Raw genomic sequence first — 24,492 nt, forward strand, 5'->3', positions numbered from 1 at the left:
TTATCTCTTTTTTGCTACTATTTGATTTGAATATTTTAAACTCACCGATTTATATTTATCCCAGCAGTTATTCGCTGCCAGAACCTGGTTATAAAAAGCACGCATATTTCTTAGTTTTGTTTCATAATTTTCCAGTTTCCCCAGCTCTATAATCTGATCACCTACCAAAGGGATTAAAAGTACATCACCGTTATTCTCCAGATGAATCTGCTCAATTTGTGCTTCCCAGAATTCATCCTCCTTCAAATAAAGTATAAACGGCAACAACTCTTCAACAGCAAATTTTTCGCTAATATTTCCTGTTGCAGCCAAAACATTTGCTGTGTATTGGTTCGAAACGGGAATTCGTCCCCCAAACTTATCCAAATAATAATTCCCGTTTTCAGACACGATCCGAACTACTGGTTTTCTATGTTTTACTTTTACTGTTAAAATTCCTTTGTAAGAAGTACTGTCTTTTACCAAAACCTTGTACACCTCAGCTTTTAAAACAGCTTTATGTTTTTCCACTTCCTGTTCAATGAATTCGGCGTTAATTTTACCCAAAGTCTTCCCGACAATACTGTCGTCGGCTGATTTTACCAACTTCAAAATCTCACTGTTATTAATTTTTATAATGTCATCTGCCCTAAAATCGACTTCAATATTCCGGCAAATAATATTCCTGCTTTCATGCGAGGTAAAAGCAAGTGTGATGATCAAAAAAACAATTACCACCAACAAACCACTGAATTTGAATATTCTACGCCACATTAATTTTTACTCTTTAGAACTTCAATAATATTTTCTGCCATCCGGTCGATATCGCCTGCTCCTATTGTTAAAACCACACCGGTTTTTTCATTCCTGAGTAATTCAAGTGTCTCCTCTCTTGAAAGCAAATGTCTGTTTTCCAGTTTCATTTTTTCAAAGATGGTTTCAGAAGAAATTCCCTTAATGGGTTCTTCGCGCGCGGGATACAACGGAATTAAAATAGCTTCATCAAGTAAATCAAGACTGCTGGCAAATTCAGCAGCAAAATCACGCGTGCGTGTGAACAGATGCGGTTGAAAAATCCCTGTTACTTTACGGTTCGGATACAATGTCTGAACCGAGGAAATCAACGCTTCCAACTCTTTTGGATGATGTGCATAATCATCAATATAAATTTGTGAATCACTTTTAAACCGAACATCAAATCTCCGCTTAACACCGGTGTACTTTTCTAACCCGGCTTTTATATTATTTGCAGAAACTCCCGCCAAAAATGACAGTGCAGCTGCCCCAACTGCGTTTTCAACATTCACCAAACCCGGATAATTCATTTTGCAGTTGGCAATTATTCCCTCCGGAGTTTTCAAATCGAACCGATAACAACCACCCCCTGCATCCAATTTCAAATTCAGGGTGGAAAAATCAGCTTTTTCTTTTAATGTATAGGAAAAGATTTCGGCTGAAGTTCTTTGCCTGTTGATCTCAACTCCCGCCTTTACCACCAGCTTGCCACCCGGTTTTATTTGCGAAATAAACTTTTCAAATGCATCTACAATTTTTTCCTTGTCGCCATAAATATCCAGGTGATCGGCATCGATAGCTGTAATCAAAGCCAGTTCAGGTTGCAGGTGCAGGAACGAACGATCAAACTCGTCGGCTTCAGCTACAATCCAGGGCGAATCGTCTTTAGGAAGCAACAAATTGCTCCCAAAATTTTTGGAGATACCACCTAAAAAAGCACCGCATCCCATTGCTGTTTCATTCAGAATAGTAGCGACCATCGTGCTTACAGTTGTTTTTCCATGCGTTCCTGCCACAGCGATTCCGCTCTTTTCGTTGCTTATCAAACCTAAAACCTTGGCTCGTTTCAGTAAACCAATCGGCTTTTCGCGAAACCACGAAAGTTCCTGATGTTCATCAGGAAGTGCAGGTGTAAAAACGGCAAGGGTTTCTGCCGGATTCCAGTTTTTGGGAATATTACGGATATCATCTTCAAAATGAATATCAATCCCCTCTTTTTCCATTGCCTCGGTAAGTGCAGTCGGTGTGCGATCGTAACCCGCCACATTGCAACCTGTAAATTTAAAGTAGCGGGCAAGCGCGCTCATCCCTATTCCCCCGATTCCGAGGAAATATACATTTTTAATATTTTGAAGATTCTTCATCAATGCAGAATTTTTTCCACTTCATCAACAATATCTTTCGTTGCATCGGGCTTTGCCAGCTTTTGTATCTTTTCTGAAAGCACTTTGCATTTCTTTTCATCATTAATTAACTGAACGGCCTCCCGAATCAGTCGTCCCTCAATTTCATCATCTTTAATCATTAGTGCAGCATCTTTTTCTACCAGTGCCATTGCATTTTTAGTTTGATGATCTTCAGCCACATTTGGCGAAGGCACCAAAACTGACGGTTTTCCAACCAAACACAGTTCAGAAATGGTTCCGGCTCCAGCTCTTGATATTACCACTCCGGCAACCGAATAAGCCAAATCCATCCTCGAAATAAACTGGTGTATTTGCAAATTCTCCGGTTTACTGTTCTCCAGCTCTTTTTGAATTCTATCGTAATAAATTGCACCGGTTTGCCAGATCAACTGAACACCTGATTTGCCAATCTCTTTCACGCTATTCAGAACTGTATTGTTTATTGAACGTGCTCCCAGGCTTCCGCCAACAACCAATATCACTTTGTCATTTTCTGTTAATCCGAAAAACTCCAGGGCCTCTTTTTTATTCGACTTACTCTGCAATAAATTTTCCCTCACCGGGTTTCCGGTTATTGTTATTTTATCTGAGGGAAAATAGCGTTCCATTCTATCGTAGGCCACACAAATTGTGTTAACCTTTTTGCTCAATAACTTATTGGTTATTCCGGCATATGAGTTTTGTTCCTGAATAAGTGTTGGAATTCCTTTTGCAGACGCGGCACGTAACAGCGGACCGCTTGCATAACCTCCTACACCAATAGCCACCTGAGGCTTAAAATCTTTTACAATCTTCCGGGCCATTGAGGCACTTTTTATCAGGCGAACAAAAAAAGTAAACATCTTTAAGCCAGGTTTGCGGGGAAATCCCATTACCGGGAGCCCGATAATCTGATAACCAGCCGCCGGTACTTTTTCCATCTCCATTCTTCCAAGTGCACCAACAAACAAAATTTTGGCATCCGGATTTCGTTTGCCAATTTCGTTTGCAATTGCGAGTGCCGGGAAGATATGTCCCCCGGTTCCGCCTCCACTTATTATAACTCGTTCAATCTTCATTATTTTTCCATTTCAACATCTTCGTCAGGTACATTTACCTGAACAGGTTGTTTCTGAACTTCACGGTTTACCTGATTTTGGTGACTCACACTCAAAATACATCCGAAAGCAATGGATGTAAAAAGCAGCGATGTACCGCCTAAACTCACCCATGGTAAAGGCTGTCCGGTTACCGGAAGTGCGCCGCTGGAAACACCTATATTTATCATTGCCTGAAAAACCAGCAACAATGTTAATCCTGTTACCAAAAAAGCCGGGAACGTCCGGGTCGATCGCCGGACTATTACCACTCCCCTGAATAAAAATATCAGGTACAAAAACATCACTCCCGCCCCTAAAATCAATCCGTATTCTTCAACAATTATGGCAAAAATAAAATCGCTGTAAGCAGCAGCCATATAATTGCTTACATCGGAATGACCTGGTCCTTTGCCAAAAATTCCACCTTCGTAAATGGCCAGTTTGGCATAGTCGGCCTGTGTAATTCCTTTTTCTGAATTCGGGTCTCCATGGATAAATCGTTCAATCCTTCCCTTTATTGTATGGGCCCTCGACACTGAATCGGGTATTAAATCCGCTCCATAGTAAATCAAAACAATCAGTGCAGCACCTGTTGCAATAACCAATGCCAAGTATTTTAAAGGAATTCGTCCGATAAACATCATGGCCATTATTGTTGCAAAAAGAAGAGCGGAAGTAGAGAAATCAGATAAAAATATGAGCCCGCAAATGACAATGGTGTACAGAATAATTCTTTTGAAGGCTTTAAACAGATCGCCTTTGGTTTTTTGTTTTTTCCCTAAAATTTTTGCGGTGTATATGATTAAAGAAATTTTTGCAATCTCGGCAGGCTGAAAAGAAATAGGCCCTAAACCCAACGTTCGTCCACTTCCTTCCCCAATTCCTGCAAAACGAAAAGCGACAGTCAGCGACAACAAACCTATACTAAAATAAACCAGGTAATTTGCTACCATGGAATAAATTTTCACCGGGATTACATTCACCATCAACAACATGAGCCCAAAGCCGGCACCGAGAAAAAATAACTGCCGAACCAGATAATAGACCGTGTTACCTGACGCCTGCCTATAAGCAAGGGCTCCTGTTGAGCTGTAAACAATTAACAGCGACAAAAGCGACAGTAACAACAGAATTATCCAGATCACCCTGTCACCCCTGAATATTTTCCCCAATGTAATTTCCATTCCTATAAATTCCTTACTTCACGTTTAAATTGTCTCCCCCGATCTTCATAATTTTCGAACAAATCGAAACTGGCACAAGCCGGCGACAAAAGAACGGTATCTCCATTGCGGGCCAGGTAGTAAGCTGCTTTTACTGCTTCCTCCATGCTTGTCACATCCACCATATTTTTTACTTTTTCGTCAAAAGCCGCATGAAGTTTTGCATTATTCTTTCCAAGGCAAACAATCGCTTTTACTTTTTCTCCTACCAGGTTATCCAACATTGAATAATCGTTTCCTTTATCCACACCTCCGGCAATCCAAACAATCGGTTTATGAATACTTTCGAGGGCATACCAGGTAGAATTTACGTTGGTTGCCTTTGAATCGTTTATAAAGTCGATCCCGTGAACTTTTAGAAAATTTTCCAGGCGGTGTTCCACTCCCTTAAAGTCGGCAAGGCTTTCCCGCAATTGTTCATTTCGAATTTTAAAAACCATACTTGCAATTCCTGCTGCCATTGAATTGTAAGTGTTGTGTTTTCCCTGTAATGATAAATCCAGAATAGACATACTGAATTGATTTTGATTAAAATTTATTATTATCTGATCCTCTCTCAAACCTGCACCGTCTGCTGCATTTTCGGACAAGCCAAAAGGCAGGGAACAGGCATTTATTTCTCTCTTTTTTATTTCTTTTTGAATCACCTCGTCATCAGCGCAATAGATAAAATAATCTGCACTGGTTTGATTTTGAATAATCCGGAATTTGGAGCTGATATAGTTCCTCATATCATAACCATATCTGTCGAGGTGATCGGGCGTGATGTTCATCAGAACGGCTACATCGGCTCTAAAATCATACATTCCGTCGAGCTGAAAACTGCTGAGTTCAATAACATACACATCGAAGTTTTCCTCCGCCACCTGCCAGGCAAAACTTTTCCCGACATTTCCTGCCAAACCAACATTTACACCAGCCTTTTTCAGAATATGATAGGTTAGCAGGGTTGTGGTTGTTTTTCCGTTACTTCCGGTTATACAAATGGTTTTTGCTGAATTGTATCTTCCGGCAAATTCTATTTCTGAAATTACCGGAGTTTGTTTCGCCAACAGTTTTTGTATGACAGGTGCAGTTTCCGGTATCCCGGGGCTTTTCACTACCAACTCAGCTTCCATAATCTTTTCTTCAGAGTGTTTTTCGCTTTCAAAATCAATGTCATAATCTGAAAGAACATTCTGGTACTTCTCCTTAATTTTCCCCAAATCAGACACAAAAACCGAGTAACCTTTCTTTTGTCCAAGAATGGCAGCACCTACACCACTTTCGCCGGCTCCTAATATGACTAAGCTGTTTTTCAACCTACCTGATTTTTAAAGTTACAATGGTTAATACTGCCAGAATAATTCCCACAATCCAGAATCGCGTTGTAATCTTTGGTTCCGGTATTCCCTTTTTCTGGTAATGATGGTGAATGGGGCTCATTAAAAATACGCGGCGTCCTTCACCATACTTGCGTCTTGTATATTTAAACCACGACACCTGTATCATCACTGAAAAGTTTTCAACAAGAAATATCCCACACAACAGTGGTATTAATATTTCTTTTCGGATAATAACTGAGAAAACCGCTAAAATTCCGCCAAGCGCCAGACTACCGGTGTCGCCCATAAAAACCTGGGCCGGATAGGAGTTATACCACAGAAAACCTACGGTTGCTCCGATAAAAGCAGCAACAAAAACAGTTAATTCTCCGATATTTGGGATGTACATTATATTGAGATAATCGGCATAAATAATGTTACCGCTAACATAAGCCAAAATCCCCAGTGTTACTCCGCTGATTGCTGATGTACCTGATGCCAGTCCATCGATTCCGTCTGTTAAATTTGCGGCATTTGAAACAGCGGTAATTATAAATATGATTGCCAGTGCATAAATCACCCATTTTAACCAGGATGAAGCATCGCCGGCAAACGACACAAGCCATTCATAATCAAATTCATTCTTTTTAATAAAAGGTATGGTTGTTATCGTTGATTTTACGTCTTCCGTTACATATTGTAAACTTTGTTCTCCTGTTTCCGCATCAATCACAATTTCCTGAATATCTTCACCGTTTGCATCTTTTACATTCTGACGAACAATTACATCTTCACTTAAAAAAAGCGTTGCTGCTACAATCAGGCCAAGACTTACCTGCCCGAGTATTTTAAATTTACCGGCCAGTCCCTCCTTATTTTTCAGAAAAACTTTAATATAATCATCTACAAAACCAATCAATCCAAGAAAAGCGGTTGTTGTAAGCATCAAAAGAATATAGATGTTATCCAACCGGGCAAAAAGAAGTGTTGGGATTATGATAGCCGACAGAATAATTATTCCCCCCATTGTCGGCGTCCCTTTTTTCTGCATCTGGCCTTCCAATCCTAAATCGCGGATTTCTTCCCCAATTTGTTTGCGTTGTAAAATGCGAATCATTTTTTTACCAAAAGCAGTGGTAATTATCAACGACAAAATAATTGCGGCCGCCGAGCGAAATGAAATGTATTGAAACATTCCCAATCCGGGGAGGTCAAATCCTGATAATAATTTGTACAAATAATAGAGCATAATTTTGCTTTAATCTTCAATTCCAAAAAATTCCTTTACCACTTCCTTGTCATCAAAATGGTGCTTCACACCATTTATTTCCTGGTAATTTTCATGCCCCTTTCCGGCGATCAAAATGATATCACCTGGTTGAGCAATCATTACCGCTGTTTTTATAGCTTCTTTTCTGTTTTCAATTGAAAGCACCTTGTTTTTATACTGCGCTTCAATCCCGGCTTCCATGTCTTTTATAATATCTGACGGATTTTCAGTTCGCGGATTATCAGAAGTCAGAATCACTTTATCGCTTGCAAGCGTTGCCTCCTGTGTCATTTCAGGACGTTTTGTTTTATCACGATCTCCCCCGGCGCCAACCACAGTAATTACCTGCTCGTTGCGGCTGCGGATTTCAGAAATAGCCTGAAGTACATTTTTCAATGCATCGGGGGTATGGGCGTAATCAACAATTGCCAGTTTTCCATCTGTACTTCTGATTGTTTCAAATCGTCCGGCCACCGGCTGAAGGTTGCTGATTTCGGTGAGAACCTCTTCTGTGCTCTGTTCCAAACTTATTGCTGTAGCATATACGGCCAACAGGTTGGAAGCGTTAAATCTTCCTACAAACCGGGTCCAGATTTCATGACCATCCATATTTAGCAGCATCCCGTCGAAATGGCTCTCCAAAACTTTACAGCGAAAATCAGCCATTCTTCCAACAGAATAGCTTACCTTTTTCGCGCTGGTATTCTGGAGCATCACCAGTCCGTTTTTATCGTCGGCATTGGTAATTGCAAAAGCATTGGGCAACAAACCGTCAAAAAATGCCTTTTTGGCTTTTATATATCCCGCAAATGTTTTGTGATAGTCCAGGTGGTCGTGAGTAATATTGGTAAAAATTCCTCCGGCAAATTCAATTCCCGAAATTCGTTGCTGATGAATGGCATGAGAACTTACCTCCATAAAACAAAATTCACAACCTGCATCGACCATCCCGGTCATCAACTTCTGGATTTTTAATGCGTCAGGAGTAGTATGGGAAGCTGTTTCCTCCGCTTCATTTATTTTGTATGAAATGGTTGAAATAAGACCAACATTGTAGCCCAGTTTTCGGAACAACTTGAAAAGAAGTGTCGCGATGCTTGTTTTACCATTTGTTCCGGTAGCACCAACCACCTTCATTTTTGATGAAGGGAAACGATAAAATGCAGAAGCAAGTTTCCCCAAAACCGAATTTGAGTTTTCAACCTTAACATAGGTAACGCCTGAAACTCTTTCTGAAGGTATTTCCTCGCAGACAATTGTTCCGGCACCTTTCCCGATTGCCGGAATGATAAAATTATGCCCGTCAACGTGAACTCCCCTTTGCGCCACAAAAACAGAGTCCTTTTCCACTTTGCGTGAGTCGAACTCAATTCCTGAGGCCTTTCGATTTAAAGTCCCAACAACCTCCAGACAATCAATATTTTTTATTAACTCCTCTACTTTCATTTCAACTTAATGTGAGATAAACCGTTTGCCCGGGTCTGCATTTTTCTCCCGGATTTAACGACTGCAACGTTACTTTTCCGACGCCTTTAATTTTCACGTGCAGTCCTGCATTTTCCAATAAAAAAATAGCATTACTAACTCCCATTCCACGAACATCGGGTACAATCCCCGGTGTTATATTGTCATCGCCTAAAACTATTTCACCGCCTTCTCTTGTTACCGAAGCCAGCTCTGTTTCAGGTAGCCCTCTTACATTTTTCAACTCCAACTCCTTTGCAATGCGTAAAATGTATTCCGATTTTCCCTTTTTTACATCCGGAAGCTGAATCTCCTCATCAGAATTATCACCGGGAACATTTTCCATTAAAATCTGAGATGCATAAACTTTTTCTGCAATTTCCTTAAATACCGGACCTGCAATAGAAGCTCCGTAGTACCCGTTACGCGGATTATTAAAAGTCACAATCATAGAATATTTTGGATTATCTGCCGGAAAGTACCCGGCAAAAGAAGCCAAATACAAACCGCTGTAACCTGTATTTCCTGTTGCCACCCTGGCTGTTCCGGTTTTCCCTGCCACATCAAAATACTCGCTGGTTACGGTGCGACCGGTACCGTACAAACAAACACCCTTTAACATAGCCTGAGCTTTACCAATGGTTTCTTTTGAAGCAATCATTGGATTAATAATTTCGGTCTTAAACTGTTTTACCAAAGCACCTTTATCACGAATTTCTTTTACAAGATGTGGCTTTACCATTTTCCCATCGTTGGCAACTGCATTGTAAAAATTCAGTATCTGAAGCGGCGTCATCTTTGAATCGTAACCATACGCCATACTCCCCAGTGTTGTTCCCCACCAGTCGGCGTCACCCGGATATTTAAAATAAGGCTGTCCTTCGCCCTTCACTTCCAAACCGATTGGCTTATTGATACCAAAACCAAAAACCCTGTCGACATAATCGCGTGGTCTGCTACTGTACCTTGAAGTAATAACCATTGCAGTTCCCACATTGGACGATTTTTCAAAAATCTGCTTTACTGTTAGTTTTCCGTAACCATGAGTATCGGTAATTGTCCTCCCGTTATTTCGCCATGTTCCGTTTCCCGTATCAAAAACATCGCTCGTATCAACGACGCCATCCTCCAATGCAGCCATCAGAGAGACGAGTTTAAAAGTAGAGCCTGGCTCGTAACAACCTGCATGCCCAAGCGCATAATTGTAATTTTCGTAATAATCGCCATTTTCGAGCCCTAAGTTTGCAACCGCCTTTATTTCGCCGGTTTCTACTTCCATCAGAATGGTTGTTCCCCAATCTGCATCTGTTATTTTCAATTGCTTATACAAAGCACTTTCTGCAATATCCTGAAGTTTTACATTAATAGTAGTAATCACATCCATTCCGTCGCGCGGTTCAATTTCAGTGCGAGTCACCCACCTTCCCGACAAATTCTGCTTATAACTAATCCCTTCTTCTCCTTTTAAATATTGCTCATAGGCACCTTCTAAACCGGTATAACCGATATTTCCGTGCACACCACCATAAGCGCCCTTATTTAATCCGCCAATCGTTCGGTAAGCCAGAATACCAAGTGGAGTTATTCTTTTATTTTCCTGTTCGACAATCATTCCGCCTCCAAAACGGCCACGGCGCAGAATGGGAAATTTCTTAAGCTCCTGAAGTTCTGTATAATCAATTTTACGGGGAGTAAGCATAAAACCACGATTCCCGCTACGATATGCTTCGTTTAGCCGCCGGTTGTATTCCTGCCGGGAAGCATCGCCAAAAAACCTGGAAAGAAAATAGGCAAGCGAGTCACTTTCATTTGCATACACTCTTTTTACCCCCTCTGCAGCTAAGTCTATTCGAACATAATATCCGGGAACAGAGGTGGCCAAAACACTTCCGTCGTCAGCACAAATATTTCCACGATTGGGTTCAACAATTACCGTATTTTCACTTAAATTTTTGGCAATCTTTTCCCAACGTTCATTTTTAATTTGTTGAACGGAAATCATTTTAAAAACGACTACTACGCCAAAGAGAAGCAGTACGAAATAAACGATCGCTATTCGTGATATGATAGATCTTCGAATACCCATTTTTTCTATTCCTCTTTTACTATCAATTTTTGAGGCGGTGTTACCGGTTCTTTCAAACCAATTCCCGCATTCTCCACTTTTTTAAATACTTCCGACGGACGACTTGCATCCATTAGTTTTGCCGACAATGTTATCGACTCAGAACGAAGTTCATCCAGCGTATCCTGTAAAACTTCAATTTGCCTGATGGTCCGTTCCGACCAGTTCCTGTTGGTAATCAACATTATTCCCAATGCTGCAAGAAAAAACAAAAACGGAATTTGGCGCGTAACTCGTTCGTCGGTTAGCACAGTGCCCCCGATAAACGATTTCATTCCGCCTCTTTTTCTGTTATTTTTTACTTTTTCTTCCATTTTAAATCTTCTCTGCTATCCTCAATTTCGCACTCCGAGAGCGCGTGTTACTTTCCATTTCCTTTTCGTCAGGAGTAATTACCTTTCGGTTTACCATTCGAAACGGAGAACTAACGTTTCCGTAAAAATCCTTCTCTACTTTCCCTTCAAAATTTCCCGCTTTTATAAAGTTTTTACAGAGGCGGTCTTCAAGACTGTGATAAGTTATTACCACCAGTCTTCCACCTTTCCTCAGCACGTCAAGCGATGCGACCAAAAATTCTTTTAAAGCGTCCATTTCGTCATTTACTTCTATTCGCAAAGCCTGAAAAACCTGCGCTAAATATTTATTCTCAGTTGCTTTTGGTGCACATTTAACGGCCACTTCTTTGAGCTGCGTAGTTGTTGTTATTTTTCCCAAGTTGCGTTCTTTGACAATCCCGGCAACCAGACGCGGGGCATTTTTTATTTCACCATATAACCTAAAAACAGAAAGCAATTGTTCTTCTGAATACTCGTTTACAACTAATGCAGCATTCTTTGTAGCGTCCTGATTCATCCTCATATCCAGTTCGCCCTCAAAACGAAACGAAAATCCGCGTTCAGGAATGTCAAAATCATGTGAAGAAACACCAAGGTCAGCAAAAACCGAATCAACACTTTCAACCTCATAAAACCGAAGAAAATTTTTCAGGTACCTGAAGTTATGGCGAATAAAAAAAAGCCTTTTGTCTTTAAAAACATTCCCGGCCGCATCTTCATCCTGATCAAAGGCAAAAAGCCTACCCGTACGCAATGCCTGAAGAATTAACCGGGAGTGGCCACCTCCGCCAAAAGTAGCATCAACAACATCATCACCCGGACGGATATTCAGCCCTGAAATACTTTGCTCTGGTAATACCGGTATGTGGTAATGCTGCAACATTGTTTCTTCTCTTAATCTTCATCTCCACCTACATTTCCTATCGAACCCAGCAAACTCAGATATTCCTCATTGGACATCTCTGACTCTTTTGTATCGCCGACCGCATTCAAACGAATAGATGTAAACATCCCTACAAATCGCACTTCTTTCTCGAGTTTGGCAAACTCCATAAAATCCGACGGGATATTAATTCTTCCGTTTACAGCCACTGCAATCCTTGTAAAATTCTGAAAATAGACCTGCAACAACTTATCGTGCAGCGGATTGAGTGGATTGAGTTTCTTTTTGAAACTTTTTACATTTTCGGTCCATGTTTCTTCCGTGTGAATATCCAGGCAATTATTCAACCTGTTTTTTTCAACAATGACAAATTCAAGCTTCATCTCGCCCACAGCCTTTTTGAATGCAGCAGGAAGTACCAACCTCCCCTTGTCATCTACTTTTGCGCTATGTTTTCCAACAAAAATTGCCATTTGATTAATTGTCCGAATTTATCAAGTGTAAAAGTAAAAATTTATTCCATACCATTCCACTCTATTCCATATTATTCCACCTCCATTTTATCCCAAATTGTTAAGAAATTGTTGATAGCATGTTGGCAACCCTAAGCACCTTCAACCTTATTTTTATTTAAAACTCATAAAATCAATATTTTATTATTAACAACATTCAAAATTAACAGGCGTTAATAACTCACATATTTGCGGCGAACATTTAGCAGAACAATATGAGGCAAATTCATCACTTATTTATCAGGCTCCAAAAATCTTCCCTCATCTTTCGATAAGCATTTTTTCTTTTTATGGTGATTTTTTGTTTAATTGCCGGCTCAAAAATTTTCGTGAGGTGGAAAAACCAAAAATAAATACATTTAAACCTGTGAATATCAGGGAAGTTTTTGCCGAAAAAAGTCCAAAACTGGCAAAATTAATGCCTGGTTTTGTTTACAGTTACCTTACCCGAATTTTACATATCGATTTTTTAAATGATTTTCTGAAAAGAACAGGACATCTAAAGGGAATTGATTTTGTTGACGAAGCGGTAAAAGAATTTAATATAAAGGAACATATCCACGGAGTGGAAAACATCCCCTCTTCCGGAAGATTTATATTTGCCAGCAATCATCCGCTTGGTGGTTTCGACGGAATGCTTTTAATGAAAAACGTCAACAAAACACTGGGCGATCTAAAATTTCTGACCAACGATATTTTAATGAATATTCCCAATCTCAGTCCTATGTTTGTACCTGTAAATAAACATGGGGGACACAGCCGTGATGTTGCCAGGGCGATGGATGAAACCTATCGCTCCAATCAGCAAATCCTGATTTTTCCATCAGGATTGGCTTCCCGCAAAATCAAAGGAAAGATTATCGATTTGGACTGGAAAAAACACTTTATTTCGAAAGCCATTCAATACAAAAGAGATGTGATTCCGGTATTTATTTCAGGCCGAAATACAAACCGCTTTTACAGGCTGGCCAAACTAAGAAAATTTTTTCGAATCAAATGGAATCTGGAAATGTTTTTTCTCCCTGACGAAACCGTAAAACACAGGAACACTGACATTCATATCTACTTTGGCCAACCTGTATCCTACACTTTATTCAATAAAACAAGAACATATAAGGAGTGGGCTGACTATGTTAAGGAACTGGTTTATAAACTTCCGCTTCAGCACAGTACCTGAAATTAAAGTTTAATGAATTAAAAACATGCCCGTATTTTTTTAACTTTGTATTCCATTTTTCAAAAAGCGTAATATGAAAGATATAATAAAACCTCTTCCAAGAGAAGCCATCTACGCTGAACTCACCCCCGAAAAGCTTATGAGGAAAACGAATAAGGGTGGAAATGAAATATACATTATAACCCACCATGATTCGCCTTCAATCATGCATGAGATTGGCCGATTAAGAGAGATTACTTTCAGAGATGCAGGAGGAGGAACAGGTAAAGATACTGATATTGACGCATATGATACAGCAGAAGTTCCTTACAGACAATTAATTGTATGGGATCCGGATGCAAGAGAAATTTTAGGTGGTTACAGATACATTCTTGGTTCAGAAGCTGCGAGAGACGAAAACGGAGAAATATCAATGGCAACATCACGACTTTTCTATTTGTCCAAGGAATTTATCAACGATTATTTACCATATACACTGGAGTTGGGACGCTCGTTTGTGCAACCGGCCTATCAATCGAGCAAGGCAGGTGCCAAAGCCCTTTTTGCGCTTGATAATCTCTGGGATGGCCTGGGAGCGCTAACCGTGGATCATCCTGAAATAAAATATTTCTTTGGAAAAGTAACCATGTACTCTCATTTTCACAATGAAGCGAGAAACCTGATACAGTATTTTTTCAAAAAATATTTTAGAGATAAAGAAAACCTTGTATATCCGAAAAAACCTGTTGAATTTGGGTATGACGCAGATGAAATGAAAAAAGTATTCAATGGCTCGGACTACAAGGAAGATTACAAAATATTGATTCAGACAGTTCGTCAGTACGGAGAAAATGTACCTCCGCTCATCAATGCGTATATGAATCTTTCGCCCTCGATGAAAACTTTTGGAACAGCGGTAAACGAAAAATTTGGAGAAGTTTTGGAAACAGGGATAATTGTGACTATCGACGATATATACGAAGTAAAAAGAGACAGACATATAGAAACCTATGTAAAAGATAAGGACAACAGCCAATGGCCTGCGCCGGAATAAATCTATGAAATTCTACGAAAAGCATCCAAAAATACTTTTAGCCGTCGACTCTATTATTTTTGGTTTTAATGAAAATGAAAGAGAGCTAAAACTACTTATTCTTAAACGTAATTTTGAACCTGCTAAAGGCAACTGGTCGTTAATGGGTGGATTTGTTGCTCCTGAGGAAAGCATTGATGGTGCAGCCGAAAGGATTGTAAAAGAACTTACCGGGCTGGAAAATGTCTACATGGAACAACTTTTTGCATTTGGCGGCTTAACCCGCGACCCAGGAGGCAGAATCGTTTCTGTAGCTTATTTTTCGCTGATTAAACTTAACGATTACGACAGGGAGCTGGCGAAAAAACATGGTGCTTACTGGATTTCACTTTCCGAACTTCCGGATTTAATATTTGACCACAATGAAATGGTAACAAAAGCACTCCGAAAATTAAGAATAAGAGCCCGCACACAACCTATTGGCTTTGAGCTTTTACCTGAAAAGTTTACGATTCCCCAGCTGCAGGGTTTATACGAAGCAATCTACCAAACTCCTTTTGACAAACGTAACTTCAGAAGAAAACTTCTTTCAATGAATTTGCTTGAAAAACTGGACGAAAAAGAAAAGGAAACCTCAAAAAAAGGAGCCTTTTACTATAAATTCAACCAGGAAAAGTATGAAGAACTTCTTTTGAAAGGATTTAATTTTGAGATTTAGCAAATACTCTTATTTATCGACAGTTTTTTCGTCCGACAAAATTAATATGCCCTCTCATTTTTTCCTTCAACAAAATAAATAAAAGAGGAGTTGACAACCCGGTTTCCACCCGGAGTGGGATAATTTCCGGTAAAGTACCAGTCGCCTAAATCGTTCGGACAGGCTTTATGAAGGTTCTCAATGGATTGATAAACAATTTCCACTTCCGCTCCGCAATCATCCGGTTTTAACAATTCAGCAATTTTTGCAGAAACCTGTTCCGCCGTAAAAGGCTTGTATATTTCGCGAACATAATTTACCATTTCTTCCTTCGATAAATTCTCCTGTTCCTTGCATTTCTTGTAAACACTGTCGATTATCGCCTCCTGCCCTGTTTCTTTTAACAATTCAATGGCTGCATTAAAGGCAATAAATTTATCAAGCTGAGCCATGTCGATACCATAGCAATCGGGATATCGAATTTGCGGAGCCGAAGAAACCACAATTATCTTTTTGGGATGCAGACGATCCAGGATTCGTAAAATACTATTTCTCAAAGTTGTACCGCGAACAATTGAATCGTCGATGATTACCAGGGTGTCAACATCATTTTTGATTACACCATAAGTGACATCATAGACATGGGCAACCAAATCATCGCGGCTTGCATCGTCTGCAATAAATGTTCTGAGTTTCACATCTTTAATCGCGATTTTCTCCATTCTCGGCTCAAACGAAATGATTTTTTTAATATCCTCGTTTGTTAGTGAACCGTTTTTCTTTTGAATCTCTCCGATTTTCCAGTCAACCAAATATTCCCGAACCCCTTCCATCATTCCGTAAAACGCTGTTTCTGAGGTATTCGGAATATACGAAAACACTGTATTTTCAAAATCGTAATCTACTGCCTTCAAAATCGTTGGACTAAGGAGACGTCCCAGTTGTTTTCTTTCCTGGTAAATATCTTTATCGCTTCCACGCGAAAAATAAATTCGTTCAAAAGAACATGATTTTCTTTTGTGCGGAACACGAATCATTTCTTTACTAATCCATCCGTCCTTTTTGATTATTAGCGCTTCTCCCGGTCCGATTTCGTTCACCTCGCGTGCATGAACGTCCATTACTGTTTGAATGACCGGCCGCTCGGAAGCAACCACTGCAATTTCTTCATCAAAATAATAATATGCAGGACGAATTCCCCAGGGATCCCTAACAACAAATGCGTCACCGTGCCCTATCAATCCGGCAATTGCATAGCCTCCATCCCAGTCTTTTGTTGCTCTTTCAAGTATATTTTGAATGTCGAGATTCTTTTCAATCAGCGGAGAGATGTCGTTGTTACGATAACCTTCATTTTTGTATTTGCGAAACAACAACTGGTTTTCTTCGTCAAGAAAATGGCCAACTTTTTCCAAAGCTGTTACTGTATCGGTATACGCTTTCGGATGCTGCCCCAATTCGATTAACACTTTAAAAAGCTCATCGGTATTGGTTAAATTAAAATTACCTGCCAGCACAAGGTTTCTCGATCTCCAATTATTTTGTCGCGTAACAGGATGTACAAAATCAATGCTGTTTTTTCCAAAAGTACCGTACCTCAAATGCCCCAAATACAATTCACCTGCAAACGGAAAATTTTCAGATGCCCATTCCGAATCATCGATATCTATATTATGCCTTCTTGCTTTTTTTAGGGGTTTATTTACTTTGTCGAAAATATCCTTTATCGGATTTTGCTCTACAGAACGGAAACGATTTATGTACGCGGTTCCGGGGCCCAGATTATTTTTCACACAAACAACTCCGGCACCGTCCTGCCCTCTGTTGTGTTGTTTTTCCATTAAAAGATATAGCTTATTTAGGCCGTATTTCCAGGTTCCATATTTTTCCTGGTAGTAGGATAACGGTTTTAACAATCGTATCAGGGCTATCCCACATTCGTGCTTAATTTGCTCACTCATAATCTATTGGCTTCAACACCGGAAAATTAATTTTGTCTTTAACAACAAAAGCTGCACGATAATCATCTTTTATTCTTTCGTACAGCTTCCATGCTTCATTTTTTGTTCTAAAATCACCTACCCGAACTCTAAAATTTGGGGCTACAAATTTAACATGCACGTTGTAATCCGGGTATTTTGATAAAAATTCCACCTTTTTATCAAATGCCTTTTCTTTGGCATTCATATCGGAACTAAAGAATATTTCAACTCTGTAACCATCTATCCCATTCCGGTTTTTGTTGTTTTCAATGTGCCAGTTAAGCATTTTGTCAAGGCGTTCATCGCGCTCAACATTTAGACCTTGTAAAATGGCAGGAGTTTTTATTTCAGCTTGTTCTTCTTCCAGCGCTATTTCACTTTCCTGGGCAAACAGCGTTTGAACAAAAAACAATATTAGAACAGATAGAAAAAGTCGTCTCATATTCTCCTTTCTTGAGTGAGCAAATATAATTCAAAAACCAATACAATTATAACGGACTTTTTCACCACCAATTGTCTGAAAGCTGCTTAAGCAGCGTATAAAACAAAATACAGAGGTTAAACACTGTTGATAAATAATTAAGATTCGCTTAACGCTTCTTCCAGTTCTGAAGTTATTTCAAGGTTATGATACACGTTTTGAACGTCATCGTCATCTTCGAGTTTCTCTATTAAACGCATAACTTTCAGCGCATCGTCAAGATTTAATTCTGTTGTATTGTTTGGAATTCGCTGCAAATCCTGACTCTCCGTTTCCACACCAAGTTCCTCCAGCTTTTTTGAAACGTTACCAAAATCTTCCAGCGCAGTGGTGATCATTATTAAATTATTATCTTCTTCCAGCTCTTCCGCTCCGGCGTCGATAATTTCCAGCTCAAAATCTTCCAGGTCCATGTTCCCCGTATTTTGAACAACAAATATTCCTTTCCGATCAAACAGGAAACTAAGCGAACCGTTTGTTCCCAAACTTCCTCCATGTTTGGAAAATGCAGAACGCACGCTTGCAACCGACCGGTTATTATTATCGGTAAGGCACTCAACAAAAATTGCAATTCCTCCGGGGCCATACCCCTCAAATGCAACTTCTTCAAAATCCGATGCGTCTTTATCTGCCTTGCTTATAGCCCGTTCAATAACATCTTTCGACATATTTTGCCCTTTGGCATTTTGAACTGCCTGGCGTAACCGCGAATTAGAATCCTCGTCAGAACCACCCAACTTGGCAGCTACTGTAATCTCTTTAGAAAGTTTCGAAAACATTTTTGAGCGCTTGGCATCAGCCGCTCCCTTTTTACGCTTTATCGTTGACCATTTGCTGTGACCTGACATAAATTTTCCCTTTTAATTCTTCTTCCCATAAAAATACAATAATTCATTTTTTTTTGAAAAAAAAGAGAAACAGAAACTATAAACACGGGAAAGATGAAAGTGACAAAATCAGCAAATGCCAATTGGCTTTCTTTTTGAAACACCAACCAATCACCATCCTAAAAATAAAATACTTGTTCCTAAAAACGCAATTACCAAACCAGCCGCAATGTGCACATATTCTCCTTTGTCTTTAAAATTTAAAAACCTGGCTCCCTTGTAGCCCAGATAAACAATGCCCAGCATGGTAACTATAGTAGCCAATCCAAAAATAATGGCGACTGTTGCAACCCCTACAGAACTATGTTCAGCAGCCGGAAAAATAAGCATTGGAATAAGCACTTCGCACGGACCAAAAACAAAAATGAGGAAAAGCATCCAAAAGGTTACATTTGATTTTTCGTTCTTATCCACGTCGTCTTCACTGTCGCTTAAATGATGCATTCTTCGAATTCGCCGGGGAAGTAAAAAATTAAAAAAATGGTGATGATGACCTCTTCTTTTTAAATGACGAAACAGACCATAAAAGAAATAAATGAGCCCAAATGCAAAAAGTAACCATCCGACGATTTCCCCCCGGAAAGCTTCTATTGATTCCAGTTTGCTGACGCTAATCCCCAGGGCAATCCCAATAAAACCTAAAACCACTGAACTACTCACATGACCGAGTCCGGAAACAAAAGTTATCCAAAGCGTTTTGGAGCGCGACCAGTTTCTGGCTTTACTTAACACGATAAATGGCACATAGTGATCGGGACCTAAAAGCGTATGAAAGAATCCCAAAGATGCAGCCGTAACATATAATAAATAGAGTTCGTTCATTTTCAGCTTACTTTAATTTATTGATTAAACCGGCCTGACATGCTGCGCCAAAACCGTTGTCGATATTTACAACACTAATTCCCGCCGCGCAACTGTTTAACATTGCCAACAACGCTGTGACTCCGCCTAAATTTGCACCGTATCCAACACTTGTCGGCACGGCAATTACGGGTTTATCAACCAAACCACCAATTACACTGGGAAGTGCGCCTTCCATTCCGGCAACAACAATAATAACGCGAGCGCCACGAATCAAATCCATCCGACTAAATAAACGATGAATTCCGGCCACCCCAACATCGTAAATACGTTCCACCTTGTTTCCTAAAAAATTGGCTGTTTCAACCGCTTCTTCTGCAACCGGAAGATCGGAAGTTCCTGCAGCTACCACTGCAATATAGTCTTTAGTGAGTTTATTTGTTTTATGATGATAAACAATGGTTTTTGCCTGCGGATTAAAAACAGCACCGGGAACAACCTGAGTCACACCCTGAAAGATCTCCTCCGAAGCCCGGGTTGCCAGAATATCAATTCCGGTTTTATACATTCTTTCTGCAATTTGTTGCACCTGTTCCTTGGTTTTTCCCGCAGAATAAATTACTTCAGGAATTCCAGTTCTTTCCAACCGCCCGGAATCAATTTTTGCAAAACCAAGATCTTCAATTCCCTGTTCTTTAAGCTGGACCAGCGTTTCCTCCAGACCCAACTTGCCACTTTTATAACTTTTCAGCAATTCATTTACTCCCATCTTCCAAACTTTTTAAAACCAACTCGCGAACGGATTGCAACGAAACATTATTCTCAATCGCCAGGCGTTTACAATCTTCAAACTCGGGTTTTGTATTCACCAGTTTTCCTTTATAAAAACACTGTTTTACTTTCACATCGCCGAGTGAGGTTGTTACTGTTTTCTCTTCACGAGGAAGCGCATTCTTTTTCAATATCGTTTCCCGAAGACCGATGGTACTCGTATTTGAAAACAGAATTGCTTTCATCTTTGCACTGTCTCCCTGTGCACAAAGCACACAAAGTTTACTTGCCGGTCGTGATTTTTTCATGATGATATTTTCAATCCAAACATCGCTGGCTCCGGCATCAAAAAGTAAGTCCATTACAAATTCATAATTTTCAGGGCTTAAATCATCGATATTGCACTCAAGCAAAGTTGCATCACTTTGAATTACATCTTCATCCTCATCAATTTCAGCAAGAAAAACGCGTAAAACATTAGGGATCTCAGTATCAATGGTTCCCAGTCCATAGCCTGTTTTCCGAATATCAAAATTTATTGAAGAAGTGAATTCATCAACTGTTTCAGCTAAAATTGCAGCTCCGGTCGGAGTAGTTGCTTCGTACTGAACCAGACCAGTTCTCACCGGAATATTTTTCAAAATTTCGGCAGTTGCCGGAGCCGGCACAGGCATAATTCCATGCGCACATTTTACGGTTCCGCCACCCAGTTGAACCGGAGCTGAAAGGACTTTATCCACTTTCAAATAATCCAAACAAATGGCGGCACCAACAATATCAGCAATCGAATCGAGCGCTCCAACTTCATGAAAATGCACTTTCTGAATCGGAATATTATGAACCTTTGCCTCTGCAACAGCAACATGTTTAAAAATATTTAAAGCTGTGGTTTTTACGCGGTTCGGCAGCCCGGAATCATTCACCAAAGTTTCAATATGATGCAAATGACGGTGTTTCTCATTTTCCGGATTTTCGATTACAACATCAGCTTTAATTCCGCTGATTCCTCTCCTTTTATCCTCCTTTATTTCCAATAAAAAGCCTTCAATATTTAGTTTTTCGAGCTCTGATTTCAGATACTCAGGATCTACTCCGAGGTGAATCAAAGCACCAAGATTCATATCGCCGCTAACTCCGGCAAAGCAGTCGTAATACAATATTCGTTGCATATATTAATTGGATGTATTAATCTGATTTTTTATAGCCCGGTTCAATTTCCCTGAAACCAAACCTTCGGTATCTATCACACATTTCTCAAATCCAAGCGATGTAATTCTCGCCGTTACTTCATCCTGCATCAGCACCAAACGTTCCACTTCTTCACTCGGGACCTCTATTTTTCCGTACGAATCATAGTGGCGCACACGAACGTCTGAAAAACCCATCTCATTCAACATATTTTCAGCATCTTCCACCTGCTGAAGTTTTTGTCGTGTGATAACATGATTATATGGAATTCGGGAGCTGAGACACGGACTTGCAGGTTTATCCCAATTAGGCAATTCAAAATACCGTGCCAACTGCCGAAGTTCTTCCTTTGCGATTTTGCAATCGGCCATCGGTGAAAGAATCTCATGATTTGAAGCGGCCTGTAATCCCGGGCGGTAATCACCAAAATCGTCAAAATTGGTCCCATTCAACACATCAAAATCAGGATATTTATTTTTCACAGCACTTAAATCGCTGTACAAATGTTCTTTGCAAAAAAAACAGCGATTTACCGGATTCACATTGTAACGCTCGTCGGCAAGCTCATTGGTTTTTATTATTTCCAAATAAATGTCAAACTGGCTGCAAATCTCCTGCGCCAATTCAAAATCCTTTTTCTTTAAGCTTTCAGAGTTGGAAATTACGCCAACAGCATTCTCGCGTCCCTGAAATTTCCGTGCTAAAAATAATACTAAAGTTGAATCAATTCCCCCGGAAAACGCTACGATTGATCCCTTTCGGGATTTGTACCATTTTTCGAGTTCACCTAATTTTTGTTGTATTTGAATCGTCAATACCGACATGGTTTTCGATTTTAGAGATTTAGATTATTTGTGTTTAAATTAAATATGGCAAACAAAAGATTTCAAAAAAGTTACACTTAACATTTGTTGTTCACCAGTCAATCGTAACACTTTTCTTAAAAAAAATAACACCACAAACATAATAAATGTTTTCCGCGGATTAAAAAAGAGGGAATCTAAAAAATCATCTATTTTTGTAGCCACGTTTTGAATTATGCAGCAAAAGAAACTTTATATTGAAACCTATGGTTGTCAGATGAATGTCGCCGACAGTGAGGTTGTGGCAGCCATTCTTCAGGAAAAAAATTATCAACTGGCGACTGAAATTGAAGAGGCAGACGCCATTTTCTTAAATACATGCTCAGTTCGCGACAATGCAGAACAGCGCATTTGGAATAAACTGGAAAACTACAACAGCCTTCGAAAAAAGAATAAAAACCTGATTGTTGGAGTTCTCGGATGTATGGCCGAGCGCGTTGGCGAAAATTTTCTAAACAAAGGAATGGCAGATTTGGTTGCCGGGCCGGATGCATACCGCGATCTTCCTTTTTTAATCGACAAAGTTGAGCACGGCGAAAATGCTGTAAACGTTGAACTTTCGACGAATGAAACTTACGATAAAATTACGCCGGTAAGAATTGGCGACAAAGCAATTTCGGGTTTTGTGAGCATTACGCGCGGCTGCAATAATTTTTGTACCTACTGCATTGTTCCCTACACTCGTGGACGAGAACGAAGCCGCGCCCCGGAAGATATTTTAAATGAAGTTCGCGATCTTTCAGCAAAAAGCTACAAGGAAGTTACCTTACTGGGACAAAATGTAAATTCATACCAATGGTTGCCCGAGGGAGAAAGAAAGCCTGTTAAATTCTGGGATTTGCTGGAAATGGTTGCGCAAGTGGATCCAAGTATGCGAGTTCGGTTTACAACTTCGCATCCAAAAGATATGTCGGATAAAGTGCTGCGAAAAATTGCGGAATATCCAAATATTTGCAAACATATCCACCTGCCGTTTCAATCGGGAAGTTCGCGTATTTTGAAATTGATGAACCGAAAATATGATCGCGAGTGGTACCTCGACCGGATTAAAGCCATTAAAAGTATTGTTCCCGACTGCGGACTTTCAACCGACGTTTTCACCGGATTTTGTTCGGAAACGGAAGAAGACCACGCAGAAACTCTTTCGTTAATGGAAGAAGTAAAATTCGACATGGCTTTTATGTTTAAATATTCAGAGCGACCGGGAACGTACGCTCATAAACATCTGACAGATGATATTCCGGAAGAAATAAAAACGCGGCGACTAAATGATGTAATTCGGCTTCAAAACCGGATGTCGATGGAAAGTAATCAAAACGACATTGGGAAAACGGTTGAAGTTTTGGTGGAAGGCTTTTCAAAAAAATCGGACGATATGTTGTTTGGAAGAACTTCGCAAAATAAAGTTGCTGTATTTCCAAAATACAATTTCAAGAAAGGCGATTTTGTGCAGGTAAGAATTGAAAAATGCACACAAACCACACTGATTGGAGATATTTTAAAATAAAATACCATGGGAAAGTTAGTTGGAGAATTTAATGCTTACCGTTCGAAAATGAATGAAAAAATTCTGGCTTCGGACAACAAAGTAATGAAGCGAATTTACGGAATTGACACACTAACCTATCAGGAAGGTGCGTTAAGTACAAAAGTTAAAGAAATGCTTGGGCTGGCCACTTCGATGGTGTTGCGCTGCGACGACTGTGTAAAATACCATCTTGAAAAATGTTACGAACAAGGGGTCACAACCAAAGAAATTTTTGAAGTTTTTTCGGTAGCAAATCTGGTTGGAGGAACCATTGTAATCCCGCACACCCGGAGGGCTGTTGAATACTGGGAAGAACTACACGATGGCAAAAACTAAAACTTTTTGTATTTTAATTGTTATATTACTGAATCAAATGTTTAAAAATGGATAAAATATTTGCAATTTCATCAGCGGGAAAAACAGAAAAATCCTTTCTTGATTTACGATTTGGGAAATGTGAAAACATAGTTTTTTACAATGCAACGCAGGATTCTTTTTCTATCATTGAGAATCCCTATAAGAATTCAGATCACAGTGGAATAAAACTGGTAAAATTTTTACAAAACGAAAAAGTCTCAACCATTATTACCGGTGAGGTTGGTCCAATGGTTAGCAATCTGCTTGAGAAAGAAAAACTACAGCTGGTTCTTTTAGATGAAGAAAGGATTAAAATTGAGGAAATAATTTCACGTATTCAAAAAAAATAAAGAGCCACACAAAAAAATACATC

Annotated in this window: 24 protein-coding genes; 6 read left to right on the top strand and 18 right to left on the bottom strand. The window is 39.7% G+C overall.

Annotated features, from left to right (window positions below):
- The 11 genes from GM418_RS06785 to GM418_RS06835 are packed head-to-tail and all read right to left on the bottom strand — an operon-like array spanning position 1 to position 12,336.
- On the bottom strand, positions 1-753 hold the full coding sequence (locus tag GM418_RS06785) for a cell division protein FtsQ/DivIB (RefSeq protein WP_158864433.1): 753 nt from the start codon (positions 751-753) through the stop codon (positions 1-3).
- The gene (gene murC / locus GM418_RS06790) at positions 753-2,138 is read right to left on the bottom strand and encodes a UDP-N-acetylmuramate--L-alanine ligase (protein ID WP_158864435.1); all 1,386 of its coding nucleotides are present in this window, start codon (positions 2,136-2,138) and stop codon (positions 753-755) included. The genes GM418_RS06785 and murC overlap by 1 nt, the downstream gene beginning before the upstream one ends.
- On the bottom strand, positions 2,138-3,238 hold the full coding sequence (gene murG / locus GM418_RS06795) for an undecaprenyldiphospho-muramoylpentapeptide beta-N-acetylglucosaminyltransferase (protein WP_158864437.1): 1,101 nt from the start codon (positions 3,236-3,238) through the stop codon (positions 2,138-2,140). Before murG ends, murC begins: the two co-directional genes overlap by 1 nt.
- Positions 3,238-4,443, bottom strand: coding sequence for an FtsW/RodA/SpoVE family cell cycle protein (locus GM418_RS06800; protein WP_158864439.1), 1,206 nt, complete (start codon positions 4,441-4,443; stop codon positions 3,238-3,240). The genes murG and GM418_RS06800 overlap by 1 nt, the downstream gene beginning before the upstream one ends.
- A gap of 2 nt (positions 4,444-4,445) precedes the next feature.
- Positions 4,446-5,783 carry a UDP-N-acetylmuramoyl-L-alanine--D-glutamate ligase gene (gene murD, locus GM418_RS06805; RefSeq protein ID WP_158864441.1) on the bottom strand — a complete coding sequence of 446 codons (1,338 nt, stop codon included), beginning with the start codon at positions 5,781-5,783 and terminating at the stop codon, positions 4,446-4,448.
- A 1-nt stretch (position 5,784) separates the two neighbouring features.
- Positions 5,785-7,035: a phospho-N-acetylmuramoyl-pentapeptide-transferase gene (gene mraY, locus GM418_RS06810; RefSeq protein ID WP_158864443.1), complete on the bottom strand. Its 1,251-nt coding sequence runs from the start codon at positions 7,033-7,035 to the stop codon at positions 5,785-5,787.
- Between the two features lie 9 nt (positions 7,036-7,044).
- The gene (locus GM418_RS06815) at positions 7,045-8,502 is read right to left on the bottom strand and encodes a UDP-N-acetylmuramoyl-L-alanyl-D-glutamate--2,6-diaminopimelate ligase (RefSeq protein WP_158864445.1); all 1,458 of its coding nucleotides are present in this window, start codon (positions 8,500-8,502) and stop codon (positions 7,045-7,047) included.
- A 1-nt stretch (position 8,503) separates the two neighbouring features.
- Complete coding sequence (locus tag GM418_RS06820) at positions 8,504-10,606, bottom strand: penicillin-binding protein (RefSeq protein ID WP_158864447.1); 2,103 nt, start codon at positions 10,604-10,606, stop codon at positions 8,504-8,506.
- Between the two features lie 5 nt (positions 10,607-10,611).
- Positions 10,612-10,959, bottom strand: a complete 348-nt coding sequence (locus GM418_RS06825; protein WP_158864449.1) for an FtsL-like putative cell division protein — start codon at positions 10,957-10,959, stop codon at positions 10,612-10,614.
- A gap of 1 nt (position 10,960) precedes the next feature.
- Positions 10,961-11,863, bottom strand: coding sequence for a 16S rRNA (cytosine(1402)-N(4))-methyltransferase RsmH (rsmH, locus tag GM418_RS06830; protein ID WP_158864451.1), 903 nt, complete (start codon positions 11,861-11,863; stop codon positions 10,961-10,963).
- Between the two features lie 11 nt (positions 11,864-11,874).
- Positions 11,875-12,336, bottom strand: a complete 462-nt coding sequence (locus GM418_RS06835) for a division/cell wall cluster transcriptional repressor MraZ (RefSeq protein WP_158864453.1) — start codon at positions 12,334-12,336, stop codon at positions 11,875-11,877.
- Positions 12,337-12,709: 373 nt separating this feature from the next.
- Here GM418_RS06835 and glsA point away from each other — a divergent pair, with 373 nt between their 5' ends.
- From glsA to GM418_RS06850, 3 genes are all read left to right on the top strand, one after another.
- Positions 12,710-13,552 carry a lyso-glycine lipid O-acyltransferase GlsA gene (glsA, locus tag GM418_RS06840; RefSeq protein ID WP_158864455.1) on the top strand — a complete coding sequence of 281 codons (843 nt, stop codon included), beginning with the start codon at positions 12,710-12,712 and terminating at the stop codon, positions 13,550-13,552.
- A gap of 73 nt (positions 13,553-13,625) precedes the next feature.
- Complete coding sequence (gene glsB, locus GM418_RS06845) at positions 13,626-14,585, top strand: glycine N(alpha)-acyltransferase GlsB (protein ID WP_158864457.1); 960 nt, start codon at positions 13,626-13,628, stop codon at positions 14,583-14,585.
- 4 nt (positions 14,586-14,589) lie between these two features.
- On the top strand, positions 14,590-15,282 hold the full coding sequence (locus GM418_RS06850) for an NUDIX hydrolase (protein ID WP_158864459.1): 693 nt from the start codon (positions 14,590-14,592) through the stop codon (positions 15,280-15,282).
- Between the two features lie 41 nt (positions 15,283-15,323).
- Here GM418_RS06850 and GM418_RS06855 read toward each other — a convergent pair whose 3' ends face one another.
- The 7 genes from GM418_RS06855 to larE all read right to left on the bottom strand — a co-directional run bounded on the left by GM418_RS06855 (position 15,324) and on the right by larE (position 22,195).
- Positions 15,324-17,222 (bottom strand): amidophosphoribosyltransferase, encoded by a 1,899-nt coding sequence (locus tag GM418_RS06855; RefSeq protein WP_158864461.1) that lies wholly within the window; start codon positions 17,220-17,222, stop codon positions 15,324-15,326.
- The gene (locus GM418_RS06860; RefSeq protein ID WP_158864463.1) at positions 17,215-17,685 is read right to left on the bottom strand and encodes an SPOR domain-containing protein; all 471 of its coding nucleotides are present in this window, start codon (positions 17,683-17,685) and stop codon (positions 17,215-17,217) included. The genes GM418_RS06855 and GM418_RS06860 overlap by 8 nt, the downstream gene beginning before the upstream one ends.
- A 137-nt stretch (positions 17,686-17,822) precedes the next feature.
- Positions 17,823-18,572, bottom strand: a complete 750-nt coding sequence (locus GM418_RS06865; protein WP_158864465.1) for a YebC/PmpR family DNA-binding transcriptional regulator — start codon at positions 18,570-18,572, stop codon at positions 17,823-17,825.
- A 150-nt stretch (positions 18,573-18,722) separates the two neighbouring features.
- Complete coding sequence (locus GM418_RS06870; RefSeq protein ID WP_158864467.1) at positions 18,723-19,433, bottom strand: sulfite exporter TauE/SafE family protein; 711 nt, start codon at positions 19,431-19,433, stop codon at positions 18,723-18,725.
- Positions 19,434-19,440: 7 nt separating this feature from the next.
- The gene (gene larB, locus GM418_RS06875) at positions 19,441-20,181 is read right to left on the bottom strand and encodes a nickel pincer cofactor biosynthesis protein LarB (RefSeq protein WP_158864469.1); all 741 of its coding nucleotides are present in this window, start codon (positions 20,179-20,181) and stop codon (positions 19,441-19,443) included.
- Positions 20,168-21,352 (bottom strand): nickel pincer cofactor biosynthesis protein LarC, encoded by a 1,185-nt coding sequence (gene larC, locus GM418_RS06880; RefSeq protein ID WP_158864471.1) that lies wholly within the window; start codon positions 21,350-21,352, stop codon positions 20,168-20,170. Before larC ends, larB begins: the two co-directional genes overlap by 14 nt.
- 3 nt (positions 21,353-21,355) lie before the next feature.
- Entirely contained in the window at positions 21,356-22,195 is an 840-nt protein-coding gene (gene larE, locus GM418_RS06885) for an ATP-dependent sacrificial sulfur transferase LarE (protein ID WP_158864473.1), read from the bottom strand.
- A gap of 214 nt (positions 22,196-22,409) precedes the next feature.
- Here larE and miaB point away from each other — a divergent pair, with 214 nt between their 5' ends.
- From miaB to GM418_RS06900, 3 genes are read left to right on the top strand one after another with little or no spacing between them, the layout of a single operon-like run.
- A complete protein-coding gene (gene miaB, locus GM418_RS06890) occupies positions 22,410-23,741 on the top strand; it encodes a tRNA (N6-isopentenyl adenosine(37)-C2)-methylthiotransferase MiaB (protein ID WP_158864482.1) in 1,332 nt (443 codons plus the stop codon).
- A 6-nt stretch (positions 23,742-23,747) separates the two neighbouring features.
- Complete coding sequence (locus GM418_RS06895; RefSeq protein ID WP_158864484.1) at positions 23,748-24,098, top strand: carboxymuconolactone decarboxylase family protein; 351 nt, start codon at positions 23,748-23,750, stop codon at positions 24,096-24,098.
- Between the two features lie 47 nt (positions 24,099-24,145).
- The gene (locus GM418_RS06900) at positions 24,146-24,469 is read left to right on the top strand and encodes a NifB/NifX family molybdenum-iron cluster-binding protein (RefSeq protein ID WP_158864486.1); all 324 of its coding nucleotides are present in this window, start codon (positions 24,146-24,148) and stop codon (positions 24,467-24,469) included.
- Positions 24,470-24,492 lie beyond the last annotated feature (23 nt).

The organism is Maribellus comscasis, assembly GCF_009762775.1.
GTDB classification, from domain to species: domain Bacteria; phylum Bacteroidota; class Bacteroidia; order Bacteroidales; family Prolixibacteraceae; genus Draconibacterium; species Draconibacterium comscasis.